23 protein-coding genes are annotated in these 26,003 nt (G+C 72.6%); 15 read left to right on the top strand and 8 right to left on the bottom strand.

Annotation, left to right across the window (positions count from 1 at the left end; genetic code table 11):
• Nucleotides 1-49: 49 nt before the first annotated feature.
• On the top strand, nucleotides 50-487 hold the full coding sequence (locus ACIP64_RS03180) for an SRPBCC family protein (RefSeq protein ID WP_401581174.1): 438 nt from the start codon (nucleotides 50-52) through the stop codon (nucleotides 485-487).
• Between the two features lie 17 nt (nucleotides 488-504).
• On the opposite strand, the gene ACIP64_RS03175 is transcribed toward ACIP64_RS03180, so the two are convergent.
• Nucleotides 505-1,407 carry a L,D-transpeptidase family protein gene (locus ACIP64_RS03175; protein ID WP_401581021.1) on the bottom strand — a complete coding sequence of 301 codons (903 nt, stop codon included), beginning with the start codon at nucleotides 1,405-1,407 and terminating at the stop codon, nucleotides 505-507.
• A gap of 124 nt (nucleotides 1,408-1,531) precedes the next feature.
• On the opposite strand from ACIP64_RS03175, the gene ACIP64_RS03170 reads away from it, so the two are divergent.
• Nucleotides 1,532-3,121 (top strand): methylmalonyl-CoA mutase, encoded by a 1,590-nt coding sequence (locus ACIP64_RS03170; RefSeq protein ID WP_401581019.1) that lies wholly within the window; start codon nucleotides 1,532-1,534, stop codon nucleotides 3,119-3,121.
• 7 nt (nucleotides 3,122-3,128) lie between these two features.
• Here ACIP64_RS03170 and ACIP64_RS03165 read toward each other — a convergent pair whose 3' ends face one another.
• Nucleotides 3,129-3,494 carry a hypothetical protein gene (locus ACIP64_RS03165; RefSeq protein ID WP_401581184.1) on the bottom strand — a complete coding sequence of 122 codons (366 nt, stop codon included), beginning with the start codon at nucleotides 3,492-3,494 and terminating at the stop codon, nucleotides 3,129-3,131.
• Here ACIP64_RS03165 and ACIP64_RS03160 point away from each other — a divergent pair.
• The gene (locus ACIP64_RS03160; RefSeq protein WP_401581017.1) at nucleotides 3,438-3,830 is read left to right on the top strand and encodes a TetR/AcrR family transcriptional regulator C-terminal domain-containing protein; all 393 of its coding nucleotides are present in this window, start codon (nucleotides 3,438-3,440) and stop codon (nucleotides 3,828-3,830) included. The genes ACIP64_RS03165 and ACIP64_RS03160 overlap by 57 nt on opposite strands.
• A 19-nt stretch (nucleotides 3,831-3,849) precedes the next feature.
• On the opposite strand, the gene ACIP64_RS03155 is transcribed toward ACIP64_RS03160, so the two are convergent.
• Nucleotides 3,850-5,199, bottom strand: coding sequence for a polysialyltransferase family glycosyltransferase (locus ACIP64_RS03155; protein WP_401581015.1), 1,350 nt, complete (start codon nucleotides 5,197-5,199; stop codon nucleotides 3,850-3,852).
• The gene (locus ACIP64_RS03150) at nucleotides 5,199-6,179 is read right to left on the bottom strand and encodes a glycosyltransferase family 2 protein (protein ID WP_401581013.1); all 981 of its coding nucleotides are present in this window, start codon (nucleotides 6,177-6,179) and stop codon (nucleotides 5,199-5,201) included. The genes ACIP64_RS03155 and ACIP64_RS03150 overlap by 1 nt, the downstream gene beginning before the upstream one ends.
• 186 nt (nucleotides 6,180-6,365) lie before the next feature.
• On the opposite strand from ACIP64_RS03150, the gene ACIP64_RS03145 reads away from it, so the two are divergent.
• From ACIP64_RS03145 to ACIP64_RS03130, 4 genes are read left to right on the top strand one after another with little or no spacing between them, the layout of a single operon-like run.
• A complete protein-coding gene (locus ACIP64_RS03145) occupies nucleotides 6,366-7,676 on the top strand; it encodes a DUF6716 putative glycosyltransferase (protein WP_401581011.1) in 1,311 nt (436 codons plus the stop codon).
• Nucleotides 7,677-7,702: 26 nt separating this feature from the next.
• The gene (locus tag ACIP64_RS03140) at nucleotides 7,703-9,019 is read left to right on the top strand and encodes a cytidylyltransferase domain-containing protein (RefSeq protein ID WP_401581009.1); all 1,317 of its coding nucleotides are present in this window, start codon (nucleotides 7,703-7,705) and stop codon (nucleotides 9,017-9,019) included.
• Nucleotides 9,016-9,969, top strand: coding sequence for an N-acetylneuraminate synthase family protein (locus tag ACIP64_RS03135; RefSeq protein WP_401581007.1), 954 nt, complete (start codon nucleotides 9,016-9,018; stop codon nucleotides 9,967-9,969). Before ACIP64_RS03140 ends, ACIP64_RS03135 begins: the two co-directional genes overlap by 4 nt.
• A gap of 3 nt (nucleotides 9,970-9,972) precedes the next feature.
• Nucleotides 9,973-11,094 carry a hypothetical protein gene (locus ACIP64_RS03130; RefSeq protein ID WP_401581006.1) on the top strand — a complete coding sequence of 374 codons (1,122 nt, stop codon included), beginning with the start codon at nucleotides 9,973-9,975 and terminating at the stop codon, nucleotides 11,092-11,094.
• Nucleotides 11,095-11,129: 35 nt separating this feature from the next.
• On the opposite strand, the gene ACIP64_RS03125 is transcribed toward ACIP64_RS03130, so the two are convergent.
• The 3 genes from ACIP64_RS03125 to ACIP64_RS03115 are packed head-to-tail and all read right to left on the bottom strand — an operon-like array spanning nucleotide 11,130 to nucleotide 14,249.
• Nucleotides 11,130-11,984: a SecDF P1 head subdomain-containing protein gene (locus ACIP64_RS03125; protein ID WP_401581004.1), complete on the bottom strand. Its 855-nt coding sequence runs from the start codon at nucleotides 11,982-11,984 to the stop codon at nucleotides 11,130-11,132.
• Nucleotides 11,977-12,366, bottom strand: coding sequence for a hypothetical protein (locus tag ACIP64_RS03120; protein WP_401581002.1), 390 nt, complete (start codon nucleotides 12,364-12,366; stop codon nucleotides 11,977-11,979). The genes ACIP64_RS03125 and ACIP64_RS03120 overlap by 8 nt, the downstream gene beginning before the upstream one ends.
• The gene (locus tag ACIP64_RS03115; RefSeq protein ID WP_401581000.1) at nucleotides 12,363-14,249 is read right to left on the bottom strand and encodes a hypothetical protein; all 1,887 of its coding nucleotides are present in this window, start codon (nucleotides 14,247-14,249) and stop codon (nucleotides 12,363-12,365) included. Before ACIP64_RS03115 ends, ACIP64_RS03120 begins: the two co-directional genes overlap by 4 nt.
• A 207-nt stretch (nucleotides 14,250-14,456) precedes the next feature.
• Here ACIP64_RS03115 and ACIP64_RS03110 point away from each other — a divergent pair, with 207 nt between their 5' ends.
• The 8 genes from ACIP64_RS03110 (at nucleotide 14,457) to ACIP64_RS03075 (ending at nucleotide 24,616) form a co-directional block, all read left to right on the top strand.
• On the top strand, nucleotides 14,457-16,031 hold the full coding sequence (locus ACIP64_RS03110; RefSeq protein WP_401580998.1) for a glycosyltransferase: 1,575 nt from the start codon (nucleotides 14,457-14,459) through the stop codon (nucleotides 16,029-16,031).
• Between the two features lie 257 nt (nucleotides 16,032-16,288).
• A complete protein-coding gene (locus tag ACIP64_RS03105; protein WP_360902068.1) occupies nucleotides 16,289-17,491 on the top strand; it encodes an amidohydrolase in 1,203 nt (400 codons plus the stop codon).
• Between the two features lie 154 nt (nucleotides 17,492-17,645).
• Nucleotides 17,646-18,698 carry a BMP family protein gene (locus ACIP64_RS03100; protein WP_401580996.1) on the top strand — a complete coding sequence of 351 codons (1,053 nt, stop codon included), beginning with the start codon at nucleotides 17,646-17,648 and terminating at the stop codon, nucleotides 18,696-18,698.
• Nucleotides 18,699-18,922: 224 nt separating this feature from the next.
• Entirely contained in the window at nucleotides 18,923-20,506 is a 1,584-nt protein-coding gene (locus ACIP64_RS03095; protein WP_401581171.1) for an ABC transporter ATP-binding protein, read from the top strand.
• Nucleotides 20,503-21,618: an ABC transporter permease gene (locus ACIP64_RS03090; protein ID WP_401580995.1), complete on the top strand. Its 1,116-nt coding sequence runs from the start codon at nucleotides 20,503-20,505 to the stop codon at nucleotides 21,616-21,618. The genes ACIP64_RS03095 and ACIP64_RS03090 overlap by 4 nt, the downstream gene beginning before the upstream one ends.
• Complete coding sequence (locus tag ACIP64_RS03085) at nucleotides 21,615-22,904, top strand: ABC transporter permease (protein ID WP_401580993.1); 1,290 nt, start codon at nucleotides 21,615-21,617, stop codon at nucleotides 22,902-22,904. Before ACIP64_RS03090 ends, ACIP64_RS03085 begins: the two co-directional genes overlap by 4 nt.
• The gene (locus ACIP64_RS03080; protein WP_401580991.1) at nucleotides 22,901-23,323 is read left to right on the top strand and encodes a cytidine deaminase; all 423 of its coding nucleotides are present in this window, start codon (nucleotides 22,901-22,903) and stop codon (nucleotides 23,321-23,323) included. Before ACIP64_RS03085 ends, ACIP64_RS03080 begins: the two co-directional genes overlap by 4 nt.
• Before the next feature lie 15 nt (nucleotides 23,324-23,338).
• Nucleotides 23,339-24,616, top strand: a complete 1,278-nt coding sequence (locus ACIP64_RS03075) for a thymidine phosphorylase (RefSeq protein WP_401580989.1) — start codon at nucleotides 23,339-23,341, stop codon at nucleotides 24,614-24,616.
• Between the two features lie 94 nt (nucleotides 24,617-24,710).
• On the opposite strand, the gene ACIP64_RS03070 is transcribed toward ACIP64_RS03075, so the two are convergent.
• Nucleotides 24,711-25,994: an MFS transporter gene (locus ACIP64_RS03070; protein WP_401580987.1), complete on the bottom strand. Its 1,284-nt coding sequence runs from the start codon at nucleotides 25,992-25,994 to the stop codon at nucleotides 24,711-24,713.
• Nucleotides 25,995-26,003: the final 9 nt, after the last annotated feature.

The raw sequence follows: 26,003 nt of genomic DNA, 5'->3' as shown, positions 1-26,003 counted from the left end.
CGCTCTCCGGCCCGCGGCGGCATAGATTGCCCTCGTGACCACGACCTCCGTGCCCGCCTTCCGCGTCGAGCGCGAGTCGCCGCTGCCGCCCGCCGAGGCCTGGCGCCGGGTCACCGACTGGGAACGGCACGCCGCCCACGTCCCCCTGACCACGGTCGAGGTCCGCGACGGCGGCACGGGCTTCATCGCGCGGACCGGTGTCGGCCCGCTGTCCTTTGCCGACCCGATGGAGATCGTGCGCTGGGAGCCGCCGGACGCCGGTGGCGGGCCGGGCCGGTGCCGGCTGGAGAAGCGCGGCGCGGTCGTGCTGGGCTGGGCCGAGATCGAGGTGTGGCCGCGGGACCCCGGGCCGGGGTCGCGGATCGTGTGGCGCGAGGAACTGCGGGTGCGCGGGCTTCCGAAGGCGTTCGGCCGGCCCACGGCGTGGGCCGGCCGACGGGTGTTCGGGCGCGCGCTGGACGCGCTGCTCGCCGGGGACCGGCCCTAGCGGCCGGCCGTGGGCGTTCACCAGTGGACGACGACCTTGTCGCCGATCCGGACCTGGTCGAAGAGTGCCGCGATCTTGCCGGCGTCCCGCACGTTGACGCAGCCGTGGGACGCGCCCGCGTAGCCGCGCGCCGCGAAGTCGGCGGAGTAGTGCACCGCCTGGCCGCCGCTGAAGAACATCGCGTACGGCATGGCCGTGTGGTAGATCGTCGACACGTGGTGGCGGCTCTTGGCGAAGACGCTGAAGGTGCCCTCGCGGGTGGGCGTGTACTGGGAGCCGAAGCGGACGTCCATCGCCGAGACGACCTTGCCGTCGATCACCCAGGCCAGGGTGCGGCTGGTCTTGCTGATGCACAGGACGCGGCCGTTCAGGCAGCGCGGGTCCAGCTTGGCGACCGGGTTGGTGGTCGGCGGGTACATCGCGGCGCGGGAGGGCTGCCGGGTGAGGGAACGGAGAGTGGTCCAGGTGGACTTGGTGACGGAGCCGGAGGCGGCGAGGCCGTGCTTGCCCTGGAAGGAGCGGACCGCGCTCGCGGTGACGCTGCCGTAGTAGCCGGTGGGGGCCCGGTCGAAGAGCCCGAGCTGCCGCAGGCGGGCCTGGAGTTCGCGTACGCGGGCGCTGCTGCTGCCGGGGCCCACGACCACGGCCGTGCGCGCGGTGTGCGGGGCCTTCGGCGTGCCGGACGGGCTGGGCTTCGCGGTGGACGGCGTCGAGCTCGGGGCCGGCGTCGGGGCCGGCGAGGTGCTCGTGCTCGTGGACGGTGCCGGGCTCGGGCTGTCCCCGCCGGCCGACGACGCGGACGGGCCCTGGGCTGCCACCGGCTGGGTGGCGTGGGCGGTGCAGCCGGCCAGCAGCGCCCCGGTGAGAAGTGCCGCGGCCACCGCGGCCGCGCGTGATCGCGCGATCGATATGAGTGCCATGTCTGTCATCCCCCTGTGAGAACCGGTATCCCCTTGGACTGATTTCCCTGGCATGTAGTTGCGCCAACATCGCGGGAAATCCGCGCACACTGGGACCAGGGGGCGATTCCCTGGAGGATGACGCATGGCACGCGAGTCCGAATCCGGTCTGCCGATCGATCCGGTCTACGGTCCCGCCGCACTGGACGGCTGGGATCCGGCGGAGAAGCTCGGCGAGCCGGGCGGTTACCCCTTCACCCGCGGCGTCCACCCGGCGATGTACACCACCCGCCCCTGGACGATGCGCCAGTACGCCGGCTTCGGCACCGCCGCGGAGTCCAACGCCCGCTACCGGCAGCTCATCGCCCACGGCACGACCGGCCTGTCCGTCGCCTTCGACCTGCCCACGCAGATGGGCCACGACAGCGACGCCCCGCTCGCGCACGGCGAGGTCGGCAGGGTCGGGGTGGCGATCGACTCGGTGGAGGACATGGAGGTGCTGTTCGGCGGCATCCCGCTCGGCGAGGTCTCCACGTCCATGACCATCAACGCGCCCGCCGCGCTGCTGCTCCTGATGTACCAGCTGGTGGGCGAAGAGCAGGGGGTCCGCGCGGACCGGCTCACCGGCACGGTCCAGAACGACGTGCTCAAGGAGTACATCGCCCGCGGGACTTACATCTTCCCGCCGGGTCCCTCCCTGCGGCTGGTGGCGGACCTCTTCCGCTACTGCCGTGCCGAGATCCCGCGCTGGAACACGATCTCCATCTCCGGCTACCACATGGCCGAGGCCGGGGCCTCGCCCGTGCAGGAGATCGCCTTCACCCTGGCCGACGGCATCGCCTACGTCCGCACCGCCGTCGCCGCCGGCATGGACGTGGACGACTTCGCGCCCCGGCTGTCGTTCTTCTTCGTCGCGCGGACGACGCTGCTGGAGGAGGTCGCCAAGTTCCGTGCCGCGCGCCGGATCTGGGCCCGCGTCATGCGCGAGGAGTTCGGGGCGCGGAACCCCAGGTCCTGGATGCTGCGCTTCCACACCCAGACGGCGGGCGTGCAACTGACCGCGCAGCAGCCCGAGATGAACCTGGTGCGGGTGGCCGTGCAGGGCTTGGCGGCGGTGCTCGGCGGCACGCAGTCGCTGCACACCAACGCCTTCGACGAGGCCATCGCACTGCCCACGGAGAAGTCGGCCCGGCTCGCGCTGCGCACCCAGCAGGTGCTGGCCTACGAGACCGACGTGACGGCGACGGTGGACCCGTTCGCCGGCTCGTACGTGGTGGAGACGATGACCGACGAGGTCGAGGCGGCGGCGCTGGACCTGATGCGCAGGGTGGAGGACATGGGCGGCGCGGTCGGCGCCATCGAGCGCGGTTTCCAGAAGTCGGAGATCGAGCGGAACGCCTACCGGATCGCGCGGGAGACCGACTCCGGCGAACGGGTCGTCGTCGGGGTGAACCGCTTCCGGCTCGACGAGGAGGATCCGTACCGGCCGTTGCGTGTCGACCCGGCGATCGAGGCCGCCCAGGCCGAGCGGCTCGCCGCCCTGCGCGCCCGGCGCGACCGGCGGGCCGTCGCGGCGGCACTGGGCGCGCTGCGCGCGGCCGCGGAGAGCGGGCCGGGCGGGGCGGGCGTGCTGTACCCGATGAAGGACGCGCTGCGCGCCCGGGCCACGGTCGGCGAGGTCTGCGACGCGCTGCGCGAGGTCTGGGGCACCTACGTCCCAGTCGACGCCTTCTGAGGCGGGCTCAGCCGCCGAAACGGGCCAGGTACCCGCCGACCTGCCGGGGATCGTCCGTGGCCGGCCCCACGTAACCGTCCGGGCGGACGACGAACAGGCCGTCGCCGTACGCCCGGTGGGCGGCGCCGCCGGACTCCTCGCGGTGCGCGCGGGTGAACCCCGGCAGCGCGGCGGGTGGTTCCGCGCCGATCGCCGGCACGGTGAAGTGCGGGCCGCGGAAGACGTCGAAGAGCCGGCCGCCGTCGGCGAGCGGCGCGTCCGGCGCGCGATCGCCGGCCAGGCCGTCGCGGGTCTCGGTGGTGAGCGGGCCCCCGCGGTGGCCGACGCCCAGCCGGCCCACCGCGACGGTGCCCGGGTCTTCAGCGGTACCCATCTGACCGACGACACGCACGCGGCGTCACTGGAGCGGTGGATGAGCGCTTTCGTGGCGCAGGGGTTCACCGTCGAGAACGCCCTCAACGCCTGGTTCACCGCCTACACCTTCACGGTGGGCTTCGTGATCGAGGAGCAGGCGGTGCAGCCGGTCCCCGGCGAGCGCGACGAACGTTACGACCCCGAGGAGCGCCGGGCGCGGCTCGGTGCCGAGTACCCGCTGCTGGGAGCGGTGAGCGGGGAGATGTTCGGCAATTACGAGGCCCGTTTCGAGACCGGCCTGCGGAACCTCGTCGCCGGTGTCGTACAGACCCTCGCACCGGACGGGGCGCGCTGACGCGCCCCGTCCGCGGGGGTCAGCGGCGTGCCACGTGCCGCAGCCGGCGGGCCGCCCGGCGCACGGCCGGGTTGTTCGGCAGGAAGGCCAGCTGGGCCGGAACCCCGCCGGGCAGGGCGAGCCTGCTGAGCCGGCGCCGGGTGAAGTAGCGCTGGCTGCCGGAGTTGAGGCGGTTGGACAGATAGGCGGCGGTCTCGTTGCGCAGGGACGCGTAGATCTGCGGTTGCATGCAGAAGGCGACGGCGCGCAGCAGCGGTCCGACCTCGGACGCGACGCGCTCGGCGGCCGGCGGGGTCCAGCCGGCCACCGCGGCGGCGTCGGCCAGGTCGGGCAGGAGGCGGTCGGCGATGGTGACGGGCACGCGGTTGCTGTCGGCGTAGACCGAGAAGCGCTCCAGCACCGTCTCGGTGCCGATCCGGGCGACCGGCAGCCCGTAGAGCGTGGACGCGGTGAACAGCGCCGCCGAGAAGCAGCCGGCGACCAGCTCGGGGCGGATGCTCTGGAAGAGCGCCTCGGCCGGCAGTGCCGGATCCGCCACGTGCAGCTCGGCGCCCAGCTCCGCCGCCTCGCGCTCCAGCTGCCCCGCGCGGTGCGCGGGAGCCGTCGGGTGCGGCTTGAAGACGATCGTGCGGTGCCCGGCGGCGACGGCCGCGCGCAGCATGCGCAGGTGGAGCTCCTCCTCCTGCCGGTCGCTGAGGATCTCCAGCCCCGACAGGTACTGGCCGAGCAGGAGCGCGCCGCCCCTGGCCGGCGTGCCGCCGTCCGCGGTGAGCTCCGCGGCCGTGGCGACCTCCGCGAGGACCTTGGTGAACGCCTCGGCGGGGACGACCTCCTCCGGCACGCCGTACTCCGTCAGCATCAGCGGGCGCAGTCCCGGCACGAGCCCCAGGTGCAGCAGCCGGCCGATACGCGTGGAGACCAGCGGCTCCAGCTTGTTGGGGGTCGGGCCGTAGGCCGTGAGCCCCTCCGCGTACGCCACGACCGGCGCGGCGGTGAACGCGGTGACCAGCGCGAGCGCCGGGTCGATGTGCACCGACTCGACGACCAGCTCCACGTCGTCGTCGCCGAGGTCCCACAGCCGCCGCAGATGGCGCTCCCACATCGGCACGTCGTCCGGACGCGGGGTCCAGCCGCGCGGGTGCAGCGGGGAGATCGCCTCGTTCCACGACAGCACGCGGTCGAAGCGGCCGCGCAGCGCCTCGAAGCCAGCCATCGCGTCCGCGGCGGGCGAGATCTCGGGCACCGGGGCGTTGTTGCTGATCACCAGCAGCCGCCGGTCGGCCGGGGTGAGCAGTCCCGCGTCCAGCGCGGCCGCCATCGCGGCCACGCCCGTCAGGCCCGCCGCCAGGAAGACCTGGGTACGGCCCATTACGCGGCCACCGCCCCGCCGCCGATACGCCGGCGCAGCAGCCGGCGCAGGCGCAGGCTGCGTTCCATGTCCATCGAGTCAAGGGCCTCGGCGAGGAGGTCCTGCGGCATCTGCCTCAGGGCGGCGGCGCTCATGGCCTTGAGTTTACGGGCCACCTGCGGCTCGTAGCGGCCCATGGCCCCGAGGTGGTGCGAGATCACCGCGCAGTAGGTGCGCACGGCCTTGGGCATGAAGCGGTCCGCCTCCGGGTCCGTCGCCGTCTCGGCGAGCACCTGGTCGAAGGAGCGGATGAAGTCCAGCTGCCGGACGTCGCCGATCTGCGTCAGCGAGGTGGCCACCCCGCGCCGGTAGAAGACGCCCAGCAGGCCGACGACCGCGAAGCTCTTGGCCTCGCGGTGCAGCCGCCAGATCCACGGCCGGTCCTCGGCGGTGCGCAGCCCGTCCGGGAAGTGCAGCAGCCCGGCGTCGACCAGCCGGCGGTGGTAGATCCCGGCCCAGGCGTACGGGTAGTCCACCGAGGTCGTGCGGTCGGGCGGCAGGATCGCCCCGCGGGGGTCGAGCGAGACCCCGCGGCGGCCGTGCGGGACGCGGGCGACGGTGCGCTTGCGGCCGTGGCAGACGACGTGGTCCGTGCGGACGAAGTCGGTGCCGAGGGTCTCGATGGCGTCCAGCAGCTGCGGCAGGTAGCCCTCGGCCAGCCAGTCGTCGCCGTCGAGGAAGGTCACGTACTCGCCCGTGGCGGCGTCGATGCCCGTGTTGCGGGCGGTGGCGAGGCCGCCGTTCTGCTCGTGCGAGATCAGTCTCGCCCCGGGGAGGTCCGGCAGGGCGCGCTCGAGGATCTTCGGCGTCTCATCCGTGGCGCAGTCGTTCACCAGGATGAATTCGAAATCCGGCCGGGCGTTCGCACGGAGACTTCTCAACATGTCAGGAGCAAACGCCTGCACGTTGTAGAACGGGACGATGACGGAAAGCTTACTCACGGGGCGCACCCTATGACTCCCGGTGCCCGTCGTGCTGACACGACGCAGGCTCTTTGGTGAACGTGGGGTGTCGGGTTTGTGAATGCGTCAGCCTGGCGTGCTGGTTCTTCATCCGGCGGCGTGTTGTTAACCGTCCGTTGGCGTGGCGTTGGGCGCCCGCTAGGAATGTCTTCCTAACTTTGCGGCGTGCCAGCAAGTACCACCACCGACCCGATCAAGGTCACCGTCCTCGCCGACTCGGACACCCGATGGAAATGGGGTGCGCTGACGGCTCGCCGTATCGCCCCCCACGCGCGGCTCGACGCGCGCCTCCTTCGCGGGCGTGCGACGCCGACCGAGCGCCAGCTCGCCGAGGTCGGCATCCCCGCCGACTCCATGCGCGAGGTCACGGCGGCGGACTTCCTGGCCACGACCACCCGCGAGAGCGCCGACGTGGTCGTCCTGTCCTGTGTCGGCGGCACCGTCCAGGCCATGCTGCACGGCCTGGCCCGCGCGTGGGAAGGCACCCCCCGCCGGCCCGTCGTCGTCACCGGCTACGTCGGCGTCGTCTACGAGAAGCTCGCCGACGGCCTGCTGCTGCGCTCCGGCGCCGACGCGGTCCTGGCGAACAGCGCGCACGACGCCGACCGCTTCCGCGCGGTGTACGAGGGCGTCGGGGCCGACGCGGGCTCCATCGTGGAGACCGCGCTGCCGTTCCTGGAGGGCAACCCGTACGAGGCCTCCGCGGACCGGCCGTTCACCGTCGTCTTCGCCGTCCAGCCGTCCGTCCCGGACAGCCGCAAGGACCGCATGTACCTGCTGCGCCGCGCGGTGGACCACGCCCGCTTCCACCCGGACCGCGAGGTACTGGTCAAGCTGCGCAGCAAGCCCGGTGAGCACACCACGCACATCGAGGAACAGCCGTACCAGAAGCTGGTCGCCCGGCTGGACCCGCCCAGGAACCTCAAGCTCGTCTACGGGAACATGGGCGAGGTGCTGGACCGCACCGACCTGCTGGTCACGGTCAGCTCCACGGCCGCGCTGGAGTCCATGCACCGCGGCATCCCGACCGCGATCCTCACCGATCTCGGCATCCGCGAGGCACTGGGCAACCACCACTTCCTGGGGTCCGGCGCCTACGCCTCCTGGGACCACATCGACGCGGGCCAGGTGCCCCGCGTGCGCCCCGCGTGGGCCCGCGCCCAGGGCATCGCCTCGGAGGGCGACCCGTTCCGCACCGTCCGTGAGCGCGTCACCGCGCTCGCCGGCGCGGCCGAGCTGCCCCCGCTCGCGCCGTACTACACCACCGCCACCGCGCCCGGTTACCTCCCCGGGGTCCTCGCCCGGCACAGCCTGGACCCGAAGGGCGAGCCGCTGCCCGGCGCCGCCGTGGAGCCCGCCGAGCCGAGCGCGCTGCGCCGCGCCGTCCGCGATTTCGCGCGCAACTCCGCGCGCACCGCGTACCGCCAGGGCGTTCAGCGCGTCGCGCCCGTGATCCGCCGATGGGGCCAGCTGTGAGTCCCCACAATTCGCAAGGAGCCCCCATGCCAACGGTGTTGGCCGTCATTCCCGCACGCGGCGGGTCGAAGGGCGTACCCGGCAAGAACCTCGCCCCCGTCGGCGGCGTCCCGCTGGTCGCCCGCGCCGTGCGCGCCTGCCGCGAGGCCGAGCTGATCACCGACGTGGTCGTCTCCACCGACGACCCCGAGATCGCCGACGCGGCCCGCGCCGCCGGCGCCGAGGTCGTGCTGCGCCCGGCCGCCATCGCCGGCGACACCGCGACCAGCGAGGCGGCGGTGCTGCACGCGATGGACGCGTACCAGGCGATGTCCGGGGTCAGCGCGGACGTCGTGCTGCTCGTGCAGTGCACCAGCCCGTTCATCTCCGTCGAGGACGTCAACGGCGTGGCCGCCGCGGTCGTCGAGGACGGCGCCGACACGGCGGTGACCGTGGCCCCGTTCCACGGCTTCATCTGGCGCGACGCCGCCGACGAGATGGGCGCCGCGGCCGCCGCGACGGACCGTTCCGGTGCCGCCGCCGTCACCGGCGAGGGCCGTACGGCCCTGGCCGCCACCACGACCGGCGGGTACGGTGTCAACCACGACAAGGCGCACCGGCCGCGTCGTCAGGACCGCCCGCAGGACCTGCTGGAGACCGGCGCCGCCTACGCGATGCACGTCGAGGGCTTCCGCGAGGCCAAGCACCGGTTCTTCGGCCACACCGCGCTGGTGCGCACCGACCCCGCACGGGTGCTGGAGATCGACGAGCCGGACGACCTGTCCCGTGCCCGCGCCCTGGCCCCGCTGCTCGACCCCGCGACCGGCTCCGCCGCCCGGACCGAGGAGTCCGCGGCACCGGCCGCACTGCCGACCCGCGCCGACATCGACGCGGTCGTACTCGACTTCGACGGCACCCAGACCGACGACACGGTGCTGGTCGACTCCGAGGGACGCGAGACCGTCACGGTGCACCGTGGTGACGGGCTCGGGATCGCCGCCCTGCGCGACAACGGACTTCCGGTCCTGATCCTGTCCACGGAGACCAACCCGGTCGTCGCCGCACGGGCCCGCAAGCTCAAGGTCCCCGTGCTCCACGGCATCGACCGCAAGGACCTCGCACTGAAGCAGTGGTGCAAGGAGCAAGGTATCGCCCCCGAGCGGGTCCTTTACGTCGGCAACGACGTCAACGACCTCGGCTGCTTCGCGCTCGTCGGCTGGCCGACCGCCGTCGCCAACGCGCACGACGTCGTCAAGGACGCGGCCCGTTCCATCACCGCAACGCCCGGAGGGCGCGGTGCGATCCGCGAGGTCGCCTCGTGGATCCTCGGCCCCTCTCTTTCCCGAAGGGAACTCTCCCAGTGACCACCACCCCCGCCCGCCTTCGTCCGATCGGCGACCGCCTGGTCGGCCCCGGCCAGCCCGTCTACGTCACCGGCGAGATCGGCATCAACCACAACGGCTCCCTCGAGGACGCCTTCGCCCTGATCGACTCGGCCGTCGAGGCCGGCGCCGACGCGGTGAAGTTCCAGAAGCGCACCCCGGAGATCTGCACCCCCCGCGACCAGTGGGAGATCGAGCGGGACACCCCCTGGGGCCGGATGACCTACATCGACTACCGCCACAAGGTGGAGTTCGGTGAGGAGCAGTACCGCGCCATCGACGAGTACTGCGTCAGCAAGGGCATCGACTGGTTCGCCTCCCCGTGGGACGTCCCCTCGGTCGAGTTCCTCGAGAAGTTCGAGAACGTCCGCGTCCACAAGGTCGCCTCGGCCTCGCTGACCGACGACGAGCTGCTGCGCGCCCTGCGCGCCACCGGCAAGACCGTGATCCTCTCCACGGGCATGTCCACGCCGAAGCAGATCCGCCACGCGGTGGAGGTCCTCGGCAGCGACAACATCATCCTGTGCCACGCCACGTCGACGTACCCGGCGAAGCACGAGGAGCTGAACCTGCGGATGATCAACACGCTGCAGCGTGAGTTCCCGAACGTGCCCGTCGGCTACTCCGGCCACGAGATCGGCCTGCAGACCACCCTCGCGGCGGTCGCCCTCGGCGCCGTCTTCGTCGAGCGCCACATCACCCTGGACCGCGCGAACTGGGGCTCCGACCAGGCCGCCTCCGTCGAGCCGCAGGGTCTGGACCGCCTGGTCCGCGACATCCGCATCATCGAGTCCGCGCTCGGCGACGGTGTCAAGAAGGTCTACGAGGGCGAGCTCGGCCCGATGAAGAAGCTGCGCCGCGTGCCCGGCGTCATCGCCGAGCAGGAGGCGGCCGCTGCCGCCGCCGCCGACGCCGAGTCGGTGTCGGCCTGATCCATGGGCGACAGCGGCACTCTGGCACTCGTAGAGAGCCCCGTTCAGCTGCTCAACGTGCTGGAGTGGGCGCATGTTCACCCGCCCGCGGTGCCCACACCGCGACCCGGGGCGGCTTCGGCCGCCCCGGGCCCGGTGGCACCCGGTCGACCGATCACCGTGGTGGCCCTCGCCCCGAGCGACCCCATGACGCGGGGACAGCTGCGCCGGATGGCGGAGTTGGCGATGGACGAGGGCATCACGGTCCGCTGGTGCGAGGCGCGCTCCTCCCGGGGCTCCCTGCTGCGCACCGCGGCAGAACTCACCCCGGCGCTGCGCTCCGCGGGCCGGGTCGTCCTCGGTGACCCCTTCTCCCGGCTGGTGCAGGTCCTCCTGCCGCTCACCCGGGCGCGGGAGATCATCGTCGTGGACGACGGCACGGCGACCATGGAGTTCACCGAGCTGCTGAGCAAGGGCGCCCGGCTGGTCCGCTGGCACCGCAGCGGCCGGCGGCCCTCCCCGTCGGACGCCGCCTTCGGCGTCTTCGCCTCGGCCGCCCGGCGGCGCCTCACCCCGGGCCGCGGCCGGCAGGTCGAGCTGTTCAGCTCGATGCCCGCCACCCCGCCGTCCGGGATGGCGCTGCGCGCCAACCGGTTCGCCTGGACGCGGGCCCGGTTCGGCCCGCCGACCATCAGCAGCGGCACCGACATCGTCGGCACCTCCCTGGTGGAGACCGGCGTCGTCGACCTGGAGCGGTATCTGACCGCGGTCGCCATCCTGGCCAGGAGCAACGGGGCCGCCCGCTACTTCGCGCACCGCCGTGAGAGCGTCGAGAAGCTGCACCGGCTCTCCGTCGAGACCGGTCTGCAGATCGTGCGTCCCGACCTGCCCCTGGAACTGGTCGCCCGGCGCGGTCCGATCGGCCACACGATCCTGAGCTTCCCCTCCACGGTCGTGCACACCCTCCCGCTCGCGCTGGAGGGCACCGGCGTCAAGATCCAGGTCTGCGACGTCGACCCGGAGTGGCTGACAGACTCGGCCTCGCCCCGGGCGCAGAGCTTCCTGTCCGGCATCACCGGCACTGCCCGCGACCTGCACGGCCTCGCGTCGGTGGTCTCCGGGCAGACCACGGTCCTCGCGCCCTGATCCCGCACCGCGGACGTCGTCGTCCATGAGGCGCCTCAGCGCGTCATGGACGACACGTCCATCGGTGTCGGCAGCGCGCCGCCGCTGATCTGCGCGGCCAGCAGACCGGCCGACGCGCGCGTGAAGTTGCCGGTGATGACGGCAATCCCACCGGGGATCGCGCTGTTCACCGCGGGCGCGGACAGCACCGCCCCGTCCAGCACCATCGCGAACTGGTTGTTCGGGCTCACCTGCGCGGCCAGCCGCCCGGTGACCTCCGTGAACGTCTTCGCCCCGGCGGAGGTCAGCCGCAACCGGATCTGCCATCCCGTGCTGTTCTCCTGGTCGAAGACCGCCTCGGCCTCGCTGATCTCGGTGCCGTTGAGGGCGACCGGGTCGAGCAGGTACTTCGCCCGGACCCCGCCCACCACTTCCGTCGCGCAGGCCACCGCCCGCTCACCGTCGCCCCGTTGGTGATCCGTGCGGCCGGCGGCCGACGAGCAGTCGAGCGCCTGGAACTCCGCGACCCCGGCCCCCGGTGAGGGGGCGGGCGCCCCGTCGCCGGACGGTGCGACGGCGACCACCGGCCGGAGCACCAGGACCGCCGGTTCGCCGAGCGAGGCGAGTTGCTCGGGGGTGGCCCCCGGCGCGGTGACGGTGACCTTGCCGTCGACCGTGCGCACCACGACGTCCCGCAGACCGAACCCCTCGGCGCGGCGGCGCATCAGGTCCGCGGTCTGCCCCAACCGCCTTTCACCCAGCGGCTCACGCGGGGTGAACACCGCCGTCGTACGATGACCGTCGCCGCCCTTGCCGGCGGCGGAGTGCCCGGCCGGTGAACAGGCGGCGGCCGCGCTCACACAGCCGAGCAGCAGGGCGAGCGCCGTCGTCCAGCGCAGGCGCTCAGCCACCGGTGACCGCCCGCACACTCGCGTGCACCGCGGTGACGAGGCCCGTCAGCGCGGTGGCGTCGCCGATGAGGGCGCGGAGCCGGGCGAGGCGCCGCTCGACGCGCTCGCCGTCCGCCTGCCCCGCGGCCAGTTCATCCGCCAGTTCCCCGGCCAGGGCGGCCGCCTCCGTGCGCGCGGCCCCGCCGACCCCCGGGTCCTCCAAGGCGTCGAGCCTGCGGCGCAGTTCACCGAGGGCGGCGAGCGCGCCGTCGGCGGCCGTCGACGCCGGTCCCGTGCGGTGGGCGACGGCGCCGGCCCCGGCGGCCAGCGCCGAGTCGCCGACCCTGGCGCTGCCGCCGATCACGATGCCGTGGTTGGTCCGCGGTTCGTCCGTGCCGCTCATCGCGTGCCACCCCCCTCGCCGGGGTCGGCGGCCCGCTGCGGCGCGGGGGCGGTGGAGAGCGCCGCCGCGCCGGCCCCGGCGGCGATGCTGCCGCTCATGGATCCTCCGGTCATCATGATCCCCTGGTTGAGGATGACGTTGCGGTGCCGTGTCAGGTCGCCGAGGTCCAGGCCGTGCTCGGCGAGGAACTCGGCGGCGGTGCCGAGGACTTGCAGCTCGATCTGCTTGCCGATGCGGTTGACGTCCACACGCTGGAAGAAGTCCCGGAAGGCGTGCGACGACGCGAGTTCGCGAAGGCTGAGCCGGGCCCCGAAGTCGTACCGCCGGTCGTCGGACATGGCCGCGCGCTGCGCCTGGAGGGCGCGCTGCCGCCGGGCGGGTGCGCGCAGCTCCGAGAAGGCGGCGGCCGGCGCCGCCTGCAGCACCGAGCGGCTGTGCAGGAGCGCGTCGGCGAGCCCCGGGACGGCGCTCCCCGGGTCCTGGAGGTCCCCGGGGCGCGCGAGCGAGTCGGCCACCCGGTACTCCTCCTTGACCGGCGTGAGCACCAGGGTGTTCGCCTGGAGGTAGAGCGTCGCCGCGCTCACGGCGACCTGGACGAAGACCGACAGCACCAGGTCGGTGCCCCAACTGCGCACCTGGGCGCACAGGCAGTGCCGCACGGGCCCGTCGACGCTGCCGCGGGCGGTGGCGATGCGCTCCGAGGAGAGCTGGTCGGCGGGCCTGCCCTCGGGCGGCCAGTGCCCGGCGGCGCCGGGCCAGAACACGGCCTCTCCGAACAGGGCGTTCTGCCGCAGCTCGGTGCCGTGGACGAAGACCTTCTCGGTGACCTCCAGACCGGGGACGCGGTCGGCCGCGAAGGCCGGGCCCGCACCGGCACCCGCGCGCAGTGCGTCCAGGTCGTCCGCCATCCGCCGGACCAGGCCCGCGGTGTCGAAGGGCACCGGGGGCGGTTCGGTGCCCGTGCCCGGCTCGTGCCCCTCGGGGGTCAGCCGCATGGCGAACGACCAGGACGTGACCTCGTCGCCGGCGCCGACGAAGGGGCGGTAGCCGCTGTAGACGACGAGGTTGGCGTCGCCGCCGACCGAGGACTGCGGCAGCCCGCCCGTGTGCCCGCCCGGCGGCGGGCCGTCCGCGGCGGAGCGGAACGCCTCGCGGGTCAGCTGCTCGCCGATGGCGCCCCACGCCCGGCCGCGCTGCTCCCAGGTGAACGCCCAGGGGCAGACGACCAGCAGGACGAGGGTGAGCAGGAACGTGGCGACCGGCACGTCGTTCAGCCACAGCGGTACCAGCGGGGTCAGCCAGGCGCCCGCGAGCAGCACGAGCACCTGGACGGCCAGGGCCCGCAGCACGGCCGGGACGGCCGGTTCGCGGGACCGCTCGCGGCCGCGCACCCACCGGGGCGCGGCGGGGCCCTGCGGGGGGCCGCCGGGCAGGAAGGCGGTGGCGAACCAGTACACGACGGTGGCGACCGGGGCCAGCAGCAGGGACACCAGGAAGGCGCCGCCGACGGCCAGGTCGCGCCTGCGCAGGTCCCGCAGGGTCTGCTCGGCGTGGGTGCCCACCCGGCCGAGGTCGACACCGTACGAGGGGGCGCAGGCCCGGTAGCGCTCGTGCCGCAGTTCGTGCACCACCCGGCGGGCGAAGCCCTCGTCGAGGCGGGCACCCGCGCACATGTAGCGGGTCGACGCGCTCCAGTCATCCTCGCCGGTGCCGGTGTTGCCACTGCCGCCCGGCGCGGCCGCCGGACGCGGGGGCGGCAGGCGCCTCGCGGCGGTCCCCGCGACGCGGGCGGCAGGCTCTTCCCCGCCGTCCCCCGTGCCGTCCTCGACGCCGGTCCCGGCCGTGTCCCCCGGGCTTCCGGCACCCGGGTGTCGCCATGTCACATCCCCCACCCCATTTCCCCCTGTTCCCATCAGTGTGGGCGCCCGCACAAGTCCCGAAAAGGCAGGGGATGTGCGAAAACCAGGCGCGCCGGGGCGCTTCGAGGCGCGAGGGGCGCGCAGGGGCGCGTGTTCCGGCTGCCGGGGGCGTTCCGCTCCGCGCAAGCCGTACGTAACCGATCAGTCACCCGAACCAGGTTGCCTTGCTCCATGGCAACGGCACCGAGGCCCGCGCGGCGCATCGCGGTCCTCGCGGACAGTGCGCTGGAGCGCGACTCACGGGCGCACCGCGTGGCGGCGGCCGCCGCCGGGGCGGGCTACGAGGTCACGATCATCGGCCGCGCCGCCGAGGGCCACGGTTGCCGGGACTGCCGGGACTGCCGGGATGACAGCGCCGGGATCGCGCCCGAAGGTGTGCGCCTGATCCGCGTCTCCGTCGCCGAGACCCTGCACCGCAGACGCCTGCAGCGCCCCCGTCCGGGCCTGCTGCGCGCCCTGGCCTACCGCAGCGCGGAGTCCTATGCGTACCGCAACGCCTTCGTGGCCGCCCATACGGCCCTGCTGGCCTCCCGCCAGGCCGAGCTGGACGTGATCTACAGCCCTTTACCGGTGAAGGCCGCCGCCCGGCTCGGCCACGGCGGCGCACGTCTCCAGCACGCGGTGCGCCGGGCCTGGAACGCCTTGCGCTCGGCGCAGTACCGGGCCGCCGTCCGCCGCAGGGCCACGCCCGACGGGCTGCTGGACCGGCTGTCCACCGCCACCACGCGCCTGCTGCTCGGCAAGCGCAGCTGGCGCAGGCTGGACCCGCTGCTGCTCGACCTGGAGATCGCCTACGGACCGGTCCTGGACGAGCTGCGCCCGCACCTGGTGCACGCCCTCGGGCACCGCACCCTGGGCACGGCCGTCCGCGCCGCGCTGCGGGCGGAGGGCACCGGGCACCGTGTCGAGGTCGTCTGGGACACCACGGCCAAGACCGAGCCCAGCCATCGGGCCGCCGTCGCCCGTGACGCCCACGAGCGCACCTATGTGCCGCTCGTCGACGGCGTCGTCACCGTCGCCGAGACCTACGCCGACCGGCTGCGCGAGCGCCACGGCCTCGCCGCCCGGCCGGCCGTGGCGCGCAACGCCCCGCCGTACGAGGCCCCGCCGGCTTCGGCCTCACCCTCACCCTCCTCCCATGCCGCGCCGCCGCGTTCCGGGGTCCGCGACCACTGCCATCTGGCCCCCGAGGTCCCCCTCCTGGTGCACAGCGGCGCGGTCGGGCCGGCCCGGGGGCTGCTGACGGTCATCGAGGCGCTGCCCAAGCTGTACGACCTGCACGCGGCGCTGGTCGTGCCCGACCCCGGCGACGCCTATGTGCGCGTCCTCACCGACCGTGCGGCGGAGCTCGGCGTCGAGGGCCGCCTGCATGTGCTGCCCTATGTGCCGCCCGCCGACATCCCGCGCTTCCTGTCCTCCGCGGACATCGGCGTCCTGCCCGTGCACCGCCTGCCCGCGCACCAGGTGGCCCTGCCGGCCCGCTACTTCGAGTACGCCCACGCCCGCCTGCCCGTGGTCGTCAGCGATGTGCGGGTGCTGGCCCGGCCGACGCTGGAGATCGGCAACGGCGAGGTGTTCCGCTCCCTGGACACCGCCGACTTCGTCCGCGCCGTCGGCGCCGTGCTGACCAACCCGCGGCGCTACCGGAAGGCGTACGACCGGGGCGACACGCTGCGTGAGTGGTCCTGGCAGACGCAGTCCGCCCCGCTCCTGGACCTCTACTCCCGGCTGCTCGGTCCGCGCTGACCGCCGCCCGCCACGCCGTGGTGACGCCGCTCACGGGGCGTTGCCGCGCGACGGCGCGATCGTTGAGCCACTATGGAGAGGCGAGGGGTAAACCGTGTTGATACCCCTGTACGGAGCCGGGTACGCGCCGAACGGGGGAGTTTTTCTTCCTCGCGCGGAATGAATTTACGGCGATCCAGCGATCGGGAGTGCAGATGCGGTCTAGCCTGTCGGAGGTGAACGACTCACCCTCCGAACCCTCCGGAACCCCTGTGTCAGTGGCCCCAACCGTTCCTGCCGCGCCGGACGACGCCCTTCTGGGTGTGCTCCCCGAGCGCCTGCGGACGGAGCTCGTGGCGTTCCGGCGGGATGTGCACATGCATCCCGAACTGGGCCGCCAGGAATTCCGTACGACGGCCGCGGTGAAGGCCCGCCTCGAGCAGGCCGGTCTCAAGCCGCGCGTGATGCCGGGCGGGACGGGCCTGATCTGCGACATCGGGGACACGGACCCGGAGCGGCCCCGGCTGGCCCTGCGCGCCGATCTGGACGCGCTGCCGATCCCGGACACCAAGCGGGTCGACTACCGGTCGACGGTCCCCGGCCGGGCGCACGCCTGCGGCCACGACGTGCACACCACGGTGGTGCTGGGCGCCGGCCTGGTGCTGGCGGAGCTGCTGCGCGAGGGCAAGCTGCGGCGGCCGGTGCGGCTGGTGTTCCAGCCGGCCGAGGAGGTCATGCCGGGCGGCGCGCTGGACGCCATCAAGGCGAACGCGCTGGACGGCGTGGGCCGCATCCTGGCCGTGCACTGCGACCCCAAGGTCGACGTGGGCCGGATCGGGCTGCGGCAGGGGCCGATCACCTCCGCGGTGGACCGCCTGGAGCTCTCCCTGGACGGCGCGGGCGGTCACACCGCCCGCCCCCACCTGACCACCGACCTGGTGACGGCCACCGCCAAGATGGCCACCGAGCTGCCGGCCGTGCTGGCCCGCCGGGTGGACCCGCGGTCCGGGATGAGCATCGTGTGGGGCCGTATCGAGGCCGGCCACGCCTGCAACGTCATCCCGCAGCACGCCGAGCTGGAGGGCACGGTCCGCTGCCTGGACCTGACCGCCTGGCACGAGGCCCCGGACCTGGTGCACGAGGTGATCGACCAGATCGCCGGCATGTATCGCGCCAAGTGGGAGCTGACGTACCACCGCGGGGTCCCGCCGGTGGTCAACGAGCACGACTCGACGGAGCTGCTGCGCGACGCCATGACGGCCCGCTACGGCGCGCACACGGTGGAGGACACCGAGCAGAGCCTCGGCGGGGAGGATTTCTCCTGGTACCTGGAGCAGGTGCCGGGCGCCCTCGCGCGGCTCGGGGTGCGTCCGGTGGGGGACAATTCCAAGCGTGATCTGCATCAGGGTGATTTCGACGTCGACGAGGGCGCGATCAAGGTCGGGGTGGAGCTGTTCACCTCCGCTGCGCTGCTGGCATGACGGTGGGTGACCCGGCTGACACGGCCGGGTCACCTGGCCGAAATGCGTCGATCCGATAACGGGCCGCCAACCCCCCTTTACCTGACATCTACGCGCGTTAAGCTCCGGGTTAAGCCAGCGCCGGACGGGGCGCTTCTAGTGAAGGGGTACCCTCTTGCGCCGGGTAACCAAGTTCGCCGCCGCGGGTATAGCCTCCGCGGCCCTCGCGCTCACCGCGACCGCATGCGGCAGCAGCTCCAAGGACAGCGACAGCGACAGCGCCAAGAGCGGTGCGCTCAAGGTCGGCGTCGCCTACGACGTGGGCGGCCGTGGCGACCACTCGTTCAACGACTCCGCCGCCGCGGGCCTGGACAAGGCCAAGACGGACTTCGGCATCGAGATCAAGGAGCTCACCGCGAAGACCTCGGACACCGAGGCCGACCGCGAGCAGCGCCTCGAGGACCTCGCGGACGCGGGCTACAACCCGGTCATCGGTGTCGGCTTCGCCTACGGCGACTCGATCAAGGCCGCCGCCGCCAAGTACCCCAAGACCACCTTCGCGATCGTCGACTCCGTCGTGGACGCCAAGAACGTCGACAGCATCACCTTCACCGAGGAGCAGAGCTCCTACCTCGCCGGTGTCGCCGCGGCCCTGAAGACCAAGGACAACAAGGTCGGTTTCATCGGCGGCGTCGACATCCCGCTGATCAACAAGTTCGAGGCCGGCTTCCGCCAGGGCGTCACGGAGACCAACCCGAAGGTCACGGTCACCACCCAGTACCTGACGAGCGGTTCCGACCTGTCCGGCTTCTCCGACCCGGCCAAGGGCAAGGCGGCCGCGCAGGGCATGCTCGACAAGGGCATCGACGTCGTCTACGCCGCGGCCGGCTCCTCCGGCAACGGCGCGATCGAGGCCGTCGCCGGCAAGACCGGCGCCTGGGCGATCGGTGTCGACTCCGACCAGTACGCGCAGACCGGCCTGGTCAAGTACCAGAAGTCGATCCTGACCTCCGCGCTCAAGAACGTGGACGTCGCGGTCTACGACGCGGTCAAGTCCGTCAAGGACGGCTCCCCGCTCACCGGCACCCAGACCTACGACCTCGCCAAGGACGGCGTGGGCCTGGCCACCAGCGGCGGCTTCATCGACGACATCAAGTCGCAGCTGGACGCGGCCAAGCAGAAGATCGTGAGCGGCGACATCAAGGTCGACACGACCGTCAAGAAGTGACGCCCGGTCTCCTCTGAGTCACGGTCGCGAGGCTCGGTGGGGGATAGCCCAGGCTCTCCCTCACCGGGCCTCTCGCCTGCGTTCCGCCCGATTTCGGTCCCTGTGGTTTCTGTTCTGACTCGCACCACTATGGATCTGGCAACGCTACGCGCATAGAGCTTTTTCCTCGCGGTACGTTCGCCACACCCGCCCCGCCCCGCTCTTTTCCGCGAGGAGAGTGCGTCATCAACGCGTCCAGCCCCCCCAGTCCCCATGCCGTCGAACTGCGCGGCATCACCAAGCGATTTCCGGGTGTCGTGGCCAACCACGACATCGACATCACCGTCCGCCGAGGCACCGTGCACGCCCTCGTGGGTGAGAACGGCGCCGGCAAGTCGACCCTGATGAAGATCCTCTACGGCATGCAGAAGCCGGATGAGGGCACCATCACCGTCGACGGCGAGAACGTCACCTTCCACGACCCGGGCGACGCCATCGCCCGCGGCATCGGCATGGTGCACCAGCACTTCATGCTCGCCGACAACCTGACGGTCCTCGAGAACGTCGTGCTCGGCAGCGAGAAGCTCCACGGCATCGGCGGCCGCGCCCGTGCCAGGATCAAGGAGATCTCGGACGCCTACGGCCTCGGAGTGCGGCCGGACGTCCTGGTGGAGGACCTCGGTGTCGCCGACCGTCAGCGTGTCGAGATCCTCAAGGTCCTCTTCCGAGGCGCCCGTACGCTCATCCTCGACGAGCCGACGGCGGTCCTGGTCCCGCAGGAGGTCGACGCGCTCTTCGACAACCTGCGCGGTCTGAAGGCCGAGGGCCTCACCGTCATCTTCATCTCGCACAAGCTCGGCGAGGTGCTCTCCGTCGCGGACGAGATCACGGTCATCCGGCGCGGCACCACGGTCGGTTCGGCCGACCCGAAGAGCACCACGCCCAAGCAGCTCGCGGAGCTCATGGTGGGCAGCGAGCTGCCGTCGCCGGAGACCCGCGAGTCCACGGTCACGGACGTCCCGATGCTGACCCTGGACGGTCTGCACCTGTCGGAGACCGACCTGGAGGGCGTCGAGCGTGTCGTCCTGGACCGGATCTCCCTGACCATCCACAAGGGCGAGGTCCTGGGCATCGCCGGTGTCGAGGGCAACGGCCAGGCGGAACTGGTCGAGGCGATCATGGGCATCCTCCCGCCCGACGCGGGCCGGATCACCCTCGGCACCACCGACATCACCGGCCTCCCGACGCGCAAGCGCCGCGAGGACGGCATCGGCTACATCCCCGAGGACCGCCACCGGCACGCGCTGCTGCTGGAGGCCCCGCTCTGGGAGAACCGCATCCTCGGCCACGTCACCGAGCGCCCCAACAGCAAGGGCGGCCTGCTGGACCCGGCCGCGGCCCGCCGCGACACCGAGCGGATCGTGCGCGAGTACGACGTCCGCACCCCCGGTATCGAGGTCACCGCCGCGTCGCTGTCCGGCGGCAACCAGCAGAAGCTGATCGTCGGCCGGGAGATGAGCCACCAGCCGCGGCTGCTGATCGCCGCGCACCCCACCCGGGGTGTGGACGTCGGTGCCCAGGCCCAGATCTGGGACCAGATCCGCGAGGCCCGCCGCGAGGGCCTGGCCGTGCTGCTGATCTCCGCGGACCTGGACGAGCTGATCGGCCTGTCCGACACCCTGCGCGTCATGTACCGCGGCCGCCTGGTCGCCGACGCCGACCCCGCCACCATCACCCCGGAGGAGCTGGGCTCCGCGATGACCGGCGCCGCCGCCGGCCATCTCGAGCACGAGAACGGCGACGCCGCGCACGGGGGAGAGGACCGATGAAGAAGATCGACAAGGAGCGGCTGCTCCTCGGTGTCGCCGCCCCCGTGCTGGCGATCGTCGCCTCGTTCGTGATCACCGCGCTCGTGCTGCTGGCCACCGGCAAGGAGCCCTTCGGGGCCTTCGGCACGATGATCGACTACGGCTTCAAGAGCGACAGCCAGGTCGAGATCATCAACAAGGCGACCACCTACTACATCGCGGGTATCGCGGTCGCCGTCGGCTTCCGCATGAACCTGTTCAACATCGGCGTCGAGGGCCAGTACCGGCTGGGCGTCTTCTTCGCCGCCGCGATCGGCGGCGCGGTGACCCTGCCGAGCTTCCTGCAGATCCCGCTGATCATCGTGGTGGCCATGGTGGTCGGCGGCGTGTGGGCCGGCATCGCGGGTGTCCTGAAGACCACCCGCGGGGTCAGCGAGGTCATCGCGACCATCATGCTGAACGCGATCGCGCTGTCCATCGTCGGCTACTTCCTCAAGGCCGGCCGGCTCGGCCATCTCGACAAGGCGCAGACCTCGGTGTCGACCACGCCGCTGCCCTCCTCCGGCCACCTGTTCAACTTCGACATGGGCGAGGACATCGGCCAGATCTACGGCTTCGTCGTCCTCGCCGTGATCATCGGAGTCGGCTACTGGTTCGTGCTGGGCCGCACCCGCTTCGGCTTCGACCTGCGCAGCGTCGGGATGTCCGAGAGCGCGGCCACCGCGAGCGGTGTCAGCGTCAAGCGCATGGTGGTCATCAGCATGCTGATCTCGGGCGGCCTGGCCGGCCTGACCGGTCTGCCGCTGCTGCTGAACGACGTGCACGCCTACGGCGCCGACCTCTTCCCGGCCGGCATCGGCTTCACCGGCATCTCGGTGGCGCTGCTGGGCCGCAACAACCCGGTCGGTGTCGCGCTGGCCGCGCTGCTGTGGGGCTTCCTGGAGCGCGGCTCCGGCCGCCTGGAGTTCGACGGCTACGACAAGGAGATCGTCGGCGTCATGCAGGGCGTCATCGTCCTGTGCGTCGTCATCGCCTACGAGCTCGTGCGCCGCTACGGCCTCAAGCGGCAGCAGCAGAAGGTCGGCGAGCAGCTCGCCGCCCAGGCCCGCACCAAGACGGAGGTGACGGCGTGACCGCCACGACGACCCACACCCCGCCGCCCGCGGCTCCCAAGGCGGCCGGCACCAAGGGCCGCAAGGTCCGCCTCTCCTTCCCGATGATCCTGCTGGTCATCGCCGGCGCGCTCGCGCTGGTGTCGGTCGTGCGGATCGTCACGGGCCAGGACCAGCTCACCGCGCAGGGCCAGATCACCGCGGCCCTCGGGCTCGCCGTGCCGATCGGCCTGGCCGGTCTGGCCGGTCTGTGGTCCGAGCGCTCCGGCGTGGTCAACATCGGCCTCGAGGGCATGATGATCCTCGGCACCTTCTTCGGTGCCTGGGCCGGCTGGCAGACCAACCCCTGGATCGGCGTCCTCGCCGGTGTCGTCGGCGGTGCGGTCGGCGGTCTGGTCCACGCCGTCGCCACGGTCACCTTCGGCGTCGACCACATCATCTCCGGTGTCGCGATCAACATCCTGGCACTGGGCGCGACGCAGTACCTCGCCAAGCTGTGGTTCACCAACGGCGAGGCGGCGGCCAAGGGCGGCAACCCCAAGCAGTCCCCGCCGGTCGACTCCCTGCCGTCGTTCGACATCCCCGGGCTGTCCGACTGGCTGGCCGGCATCGAGAAGCACGGCTGGTTCTTCGTCTCCGACCTCGCGGGTGTCATCGGCGGCCTGGTCACCGATGTCTCGGCGCTGACGATCATCGCCGCCGTGCTGTTCGTCGGCAGCTTCTACCTGCTGTGGCGCACGGCCTTCGGGCTGCGGCTGCGGTCGGCCGGTGAGAACCCGGTGGCCGCCGAGTCGCTCGGCGTGAACGTGTACCTGTACAAGTACGTCGCCGTGATCGTCTCCGGTGCCCTGGCCGGCCTCGGCGGCGCCTTCCTGGCGATGGTGCCCACGCACATCTACCTGGAGGGCCAGACCGGCGGCCGCGGCTACATCGGTCTCGCCGCTATGATCTTCGGCAACTGGCGGGTGGGCGGACTCGCCGCCGGCGCCGGGCTGTTCGGCTACTCCGACGCGCTCCAGCTGCGCAACGGCGGTCCCACCGTCCACGCGCTGCTGCTGCTCCTGGTGATCCTGGTCGTGCTGCTCGGCGCCTGGAAGCTGTGGAAGCGGCACGTGTGGCAGGGCGTGGCCAGCCTGGCCGTCGGCGCGCTGGTGCTGGTCTGGTACCTGGTCACCGACGAGGTCCCGGCCGAGTTCGTCGGCGCGACCCCGTACGTCGTCACCCTGCTGGTGCTCTCCCTGTCGGCGCAACGCCTGCGCATGCCCAAGGCTGACGGTATGCGCTACCGAAAGGGTCAAGGAAAGTGACCGCCACCGCGGGCCCGGTCGACCCCGCGGGGGTCGACTGGGAGCACCTGCGGGCACAGGCCCGGGACGCCATGTCCCGGGCCTATGTGCCCTACTCCCACTTCCCGGTGGGTGCGGCCGCCCTGGTCGACGACGGCCGTGTCATCGCCGCGTGCAATGTGGAGAACGCCAGCTACGGCCTCGGCCTGTGCGCCGAGTGCGGGCTGGTCTCGCTGCTGCACGCGACGGGAGGCGGCCGGCTCACCGCGTTCACCTGCGTCGACCGCAACGGCGACCAGCTGATGCCGTGCGGCCGCTGCCGCCAGTTGCTGTGGGAGCACGGCGGCCCCGATCTGCTGGTCGAGATGTCGGACGGCATCCGCACCATGCGGGACGTCCTGCCCGACGCGTTCGGCCCGGACGATCTGACCAACCGTTAAGAAGGTACGTGAATCATGGACGCCATTTCCGTCATCCGCACCAAGCGCGACGGCGGCCGCCTCGACGACGAGCAGATCGACTGGGTCATCGACGCCTACACCAAGGGTGAGGTCGCCGACGAGCAGATGTCCGCGCTCGCCATGGCGATCCTGCTCAACGGCATGGACCGGGCCGAGATCGCCCGCTGGACCGCGGCGATGATCAACAGCGGCGAGCGCATGGACTTCTCCTCGCTGCCGCGCCCCACCGCGGACAAGCACTCCACCGGCGGCGTCGGCGACAAGATCACGCTGCCGCTCGCGCCCCTCGTGGCCGCCTGCGGTGCCGCCGTGCCCCAGCTGTCCGGCCGGGGCCTGGGTCACACCGGCGGCACCCTGGACAAGCTGGAGTCCATCCCCGGCTGGCGGGCGCTGCTGTCCAACGAGGAGATGCTGCGGGTCCTGGGCGACACCGGCGCGGTCATCTGCGCGGCCGGCGACGGCCTCGCCCCGGCCGACAAGAAGCTGTACGCGCTGCGCGACGTGACCGGCACCGTCGAGGCGATCCCGCTGATCGCCTCCTCGATCATGTCGAAGAAGATCGCCGAGGGCACGGGTTCGCTCGTCCTGGACGTCAAGGTCGGCTCCGGCGCCTTCATGAAGAACCTGGAGGACGCCCGCGAGCTGGCCTCCACGATGGTGGGCCTGGGCACCGACCACGGTGTGCGCACCGTCGCCCTGCTCACCGACATGGCGACCCCGCTGGGCCTCACCGCGGGCAACGCCCTGGAGGTCCGCGAGTCCGTCGAGGTCCTGGCGGGCGGCGGCCCGGCCGACGTGGTCGAGCTGACCCTCGCCCTGGCCCGCGAGATGCTCGACGCGGCCGGCCTGACGGACGCCGACCCGGTCAAGGCGCTGGCCGACGGCTCCGCCATGGACGTGTGGCGCCGCATGGTCGCCGCCCAGGGCGGCGACCCGGACGCGGCGCTGCCCGTCGCGCGCGAGCGGCACGTGGTCACCGCCGAGCGCTCCGGCGTGCTCACCGGCCTGGACGCCTACGCCGTCGGCGTCGCCGCCTGGCGCCTGGGCGCCGGCCGCGCGCGCAAGGAGGACCCCGTACAGGCCGGGGCGGGCGTGGAGATCCACGCCAAGCCGGGTGCCGCGGTCACGCAGGGCCAGCCGCTGCTGACCCTGCACACCGACACCCCGGAGAAGTTCGACTACGCCCTGGCGGCCCTGGCCGGCGGCGTCGAGATCTCCCCCGAGGGCACGGCGTTCACGCCGCGCCCGATCGTGCTGGACCGCATCGCCTGACGGTCACGCCCGTGCGGCGCAGGGAGCGGGACCGGTGGACGTCCACCGGTCCCGCTCTCTTCCCCTCCGCTCCCCTCCGCGTGGGGTGCGCCGCTCAGCCGGCGGTGCGCAGCGCCCGGCCGCGGTGCTCGGCCACGGCACGCCGCGTGGCATGGAGGGTGATCGCGGCGACGCCCAGGACCGCGGCGAGGCAGAGGACCACCGTGCCGTCCCAGCCGGCGGAGTGGAAGGCGGAGGCGCCCAGGGTGCCGCCGAGGCTGTTGCCGATGTAGTACGCCGTCAGATAGAGGGCGGAGGCCTGGGCGCGGCCGGTGGTGGCCGTGCGGCTGACGGCGCCCGAGGCGATCGCGTGGCCGGTGAAGAAGCCGGCGGTGATCAGCACGAGGCCGGTGAGCACGGCGGCGAGGGAGCCCGCGAGGCTCAGCAGCAGGCCTGTGGTCACCAGGCCCGCGGCGACGTACAGGGCGCCGCGGCGGCCGATGCGGCCGTGCAGCACACCCGAGGCCGCGGAGGCGGCGGTACCGACCAGGTACACCAGGAAGATGAGGCCGATGGCGGTCTGGGAGAGGCCGAACGGCGCCTCCCCGAGCCGGTAGCCCAGGACGTTGTAGACGGCGCCGAAGACCGCCATGAAGAGCAGCCCGATGACGTACAGACGGCGCAGCAGCGGCGTGCGCAGATGGTGCCCGACGGTACGCAGGAGGGCCGCCGGATTGACCGGCCCGGGACGGAAGTTGCGGGCGGGCGGGATCAGCACGCGGAAGGCGGCGGCGCACAGCAGCGCCATGGCTCCGGCGGCGAACAGCGCGGTGCGCCACCCGAAGGCCTGGGCGACGGCGCCGGTCAGGACCCGGGAGCTCATCCCGCCGATGCTGTTGCCCGCCACGTACAGGCCGATCGCGGAGGCCACCGCCTTGGGGTGGATCTCCTCGGCGAGGTACGCCATCGCCGTCGCGGGCAGTCCGGCCAGCGCCACGCCCTGCACGGCGCGCAGCACGACGAGCGTGGTGAGGTCCGGGGCGAAGGGGATGACCAGGGCGAGTGCGGAGGCGCTGAACACCGAGGCCGTCATCACCGCCGTACGGCCGTACTTCTCGCTGAGCGCGCTCACCGGCAGCAGGGCCAGCGCGAGTGCCGCGGTCGTGGCGGAGACGGTGAGGCTGGACTGCGCCGGGGTGAGGGAGAGGCCGGCGGAGAGCGCGGGGAGCAGGGCCTGCGTCGAGTAGAGCAGGGCGAACGTCGCGAGACCGGCGGCGAACAGCGCCGCATTGGCGCGGCGGTAGCCGGGTCCGCCCGGACGGAGAGCGGTGGCGGAGGCGGTGGCGGAGGCGGCGTCCGGCCGTGTCACGGCGGACGCCCCTGTATCGGCAGGAGGCATGTCCCCCAC

The organism is Streptomyces sp. NPDC088733 (assembly GCF_044751185.1).
Lineage (GTDB): Bacteria > Actinomycetota > Actinomycetes > Streptomycetales > Streptomycetaceae > Actinacidiphila.
This window is presented reverse-complemented; position numbering and strand designations above follow the sequence as displayed.

Excerpts from the sequence above, each read along its gene's own strand:
- ACIP64_RS03075 (WP_401580989.1), top strand. The coding sequence starts at position 23,339 with ATGGACGCCATTTCCGTCATCCGCACCAAGCGCGACGGCGGCCGCCTC.
- ACIP64_RS03140 (WP_401581009.1), top strand. The coding sequence starts at position 7,703 with ATGCCAACGGTGTTGGCCGTCATTCCCGCACGCGGCGGGTCGAAGGGC.
- ACIP64_RS03130 (WP_401581006.1), top strand. The coding sequence starts at position 9,973 with ATGGGCGACAGCGGCACTCTGGCACTCGTAGAGAGCCCCGTTCAGCTG.
- ACIP64_RS03090 (WP_401580995.1), top strand. The coding sequence starts at position 20,503 with ATGAAGAAGATCGACAAGGAGCGGCTGCTCCTCGGTGTCGCCGCCCCC.
- ACIP64_RS03165 (WP_401581184.1), bottom strand. The coding sequence starts at position 3,494 with ATGGGTACCGCTGAAGACCCGGGCACCGTCGCGGTGGGCCGGCTGGGC.
- ACIP64_RS03120 (WP_401581002.1), bottom strand. The coding sequence starts at position 12,366 with ATGAGCGGCACGGACGAACCGCGGACCAACCACGGCATCGTGATCGGC.
- ACIP64_RS03170 (WP_401581019.1), top strand. The coding sequence starts at position 1,532 with ATGGCACGCGAGTCCGAATCCGGTCTGCCGATCGATCCGGTCTACGGT.
- ACIP64_RS03110 (WP_401580998.1), top strand. The coding sequence starts at position 14,457 with ATGGCAACGGCACCGAGGCCCGCGCGGCGCATCGCGGTCCTCGCGGAC.
- ACIP64_RS03070 (WP_401580987.1), bottom strand. The coding sequence starts at position 25,994 with ATGCCTCCTGCCGATACAGGGGCGTCCGCCGTGACACGGCCGGACGCC.
- ACIP64_RS03175 (WP_401581021.1), bottom strand. The coding sequence starts at position 1,407 with ATGGCACTCATATCGATCGCGCGATCACGCGCGGCCGCGGTGGCCGCG.
- ACIP64_RS03155 (WP_401581015.1), bottom strand. The coding sequence starts at position 5,199 with ATGGGCCGTACCCAGGTCTTCCTGGCGGCGGGCCTGACGGGCGTGGCC.